The sequence below is a fragment of the Limisphaera sp. 4302-co genome, from assembly GCF_049537155.1.
Classification (GTDB): Bacteria; Verrucomicrobiota; Verrucomicrobiia; order Limisphaerales; family Limisphaeraceae; genus Limisphaera.
The window spans coordinates 1-2,082 of sequence record NZ_JBMVQZ010000033.1 but is presented as its reverse complement, the minus strand read 5'-3'; the positions used below and the strand labels follow the sequence as shown (position 1 = coordinate 2,082).

Annotated in this window: 3 protein-coding genes; all 3 read left to right on the top strand. The window is 58.5% G+C overall.

The window, feature by feature from the left end; all coding sequences use genetic code 11:
- The first annotated feature begins 33 nt into the window (after positions 1-33).
- Entirely contained in the window at positions 34-831 is a 798-nt protein-coding gene (locus tag ACPDIX_RS14995; protein WP_423432613.1) for an RHS repeat domain-containing protein, read from the top strand.
- A gap of 79 nt (positions 832-910) precedes the next feature.
- A complete protein-coding gene (locus ACPDIX_RS14990) occupies positions 911-1,246 on the top strand; it encodes a hypothetical protein (protein WP_423432612.1) in 336 nt (111 codons plus the stop codon).
- Positions 1,247-1,467: 221 nt separating this feature from the next.
- Positions 1,468-1,926, top strand: a complete 459-nt coding sequence (locus ACPDIX_RS14985; protein WP_423432611.1) for a hypothetical protein — start codon at positions 1,468-1,470, stop codon at positions 1,924-1,926.
- Positions 1,927-2,082 lie beyond the last annotated feature (156 nt).

Genomic DNA, 2,082 nt, shown 5'->3' with positions numbered 1-2,082 from the left:
TGCTACGACGGCAACGGGAATGTATGGAACCTGGTGTCGGCCACCACCGGCACTGAAACCGCCCGGTACGAATACGGTCCTTTTGGCGAGCCCTTGCGCCTGAGCGGTCCTGCGGCCCTATCGAATCCCTTCCGTTTCAGCACCAAGCGCGCCGAGGACTTCACCGGGCTGGTGCTGTACGAATACCGGCCCTACAGTCCCACCTCAGGCCGCTGGTTGAGCAGGGATCCCGTTCACGAGCCGGGGCTTCGTGAGGTGACAAAGGGCAGCGCCGCCATGGTTTGCCGGGAGCCATCCGACGACGCACCGCAGCGTGCAGAGTACCAGTGGGCCTCGAATAGCGGTCTGACATATGTTGACTGTCTCGGACTGGAGAGGCGGAAATGGCCTCGTATCCCGCCATCGTTGCCGCCGATACCGAGTTCGATTCGCCTGTGTAGACGTGACATCTGCAAGCGAGGTGGGAATTGGGATGATTGGGTTGTCTTGGGTCTGGCAAACATATGTTCCGGACACGTCTTTTTTCTCCAAGTCACAGGAGGCCACGTGAAGGGCGTGGGTCACCAAGGCGACGCCGGACCAATGCCGAGAGAAGAAGAGAGACTTGAAGAATACCCGCCAAGGAAGTGCGTGACCTGTCTGAAGGTGGGCAAGAAGTTGGAGCACGGCAAAGGCAAGGGAAAGAGGGGGACAGAGGCCTCCGACGAAGAAGTGTGGAGTTGTCTGGCTAATGCACCACTGCTGAGGCCCTACCACGGTCTGGTGAATAACTGTCGGAGCTGGGCGCGAAGCGCTGCTGAACGTTGTGGGCTGCTATGTGGCTCGATATAAAGACGTTTCTGTGAGAAGAGGATTGCGGAGAATATTGGCGTGGTGCTTTGTGCCTCCCGGGGTGTTGTTGCTTCTATGGGTGGCGATTGAGGCCTTTGATGTTGCTCTTCGGAATGCAAGACACCTGGGTGACTGTGCATATCGGGTCGAGCGTCCGGTGGACTGCCTGACCGAGGAGGTTGCGCTTTCTGTTGGTGTTCGTTGCCTGATGGAACATGGTTATGATACCACGCTAATGCAACCGCGCGAAGATGTGGTGGCGCTGGGCGAAGGCAGGCGCTACCTGCGCCTGGAGCCATTTGATTGCGCGAGGGGTTCGATCGTATTTAGGCATCAGTGTGGGTGTTTGACCGTGATTGCACAGATTCAGGTGAGCAACGTGTGGCTGCACGTGCGTCTGTGGCGTGGAATGTGAGCCAGGTCGTGAACGAGCATCGGAGGCTCTATCGCTCGTCCGATGTGGGGGGCGGGGTAGAGCTGTCAGGAGCATGAAAATGGAGCGTCCGTGAGCTGCCGAAGGCGATTCCGTTGCCACCGTGCAGAGGCGACATAAAGGTCTTTTGCGACGCGTTGAACGCAAGTGGTCCATCGCCTGTGGAACTTGTCGGAAATGAGAAGTGGCAAGCCAAGGGAAGCATGAGCCCTGAGGAAGCAGCCGCGCTTGTCGCGCGGATCAAAGAGGCATTTCCTAATGAGCCCGTTCCCGGTCCGGATGAGATCCTGAATCCGGACGTCAGCTACATTTATGGCGAGGATGAGGAAAGCAAAAGCACTCTAGCTAGGCGGAAGTGGACGTCGCTGACGTTGCAGGAGATTTTTCACATCCGTGAATGGCTGGCGCTGCTTTCACCCAGAGCGTTTACGTACTATGCGCCTGCTTGGATGGTCTGCTATGTGCTCGACCCGGATGGTTTGGACACGGGGCTGTGTTCCATTCTGATGGGGCTTAAATATGGGGATATTGGCATGCGGACACCGGAGCAAGTGCAGGTTGTGTGTGACTGGTTGACCTGGGTGTACCGTGTCCGAGGCACGAGGTCGTTGGAAGAGCTAGAGCCGATTGCCAAGCGTTTGGGCTGCCCGTATCTGGGGTGACCGAGCTGGGATTTGCGGTGTAGAGGGCGTGCGGTGCAGTGGAACTGGACGCCGGCCGGTCGGTTGGCCAGCCGGCGTTGGACCCGCAGGGTGGTGACCACCTACGGGTACAACGCCGCCGGGGAACTGGAGACGGTGCACTACAGCGACGGTACC

Coding starts and splice junctions, on each gene's coding strand:
- ACPDIX_RS14985 (WP_423432611.1), top strand. CDS start 1,468: ATGAGCCCTGAGGAAGCAGCCGCGCTTGTCGCGCGGATCAAAGAGGCA.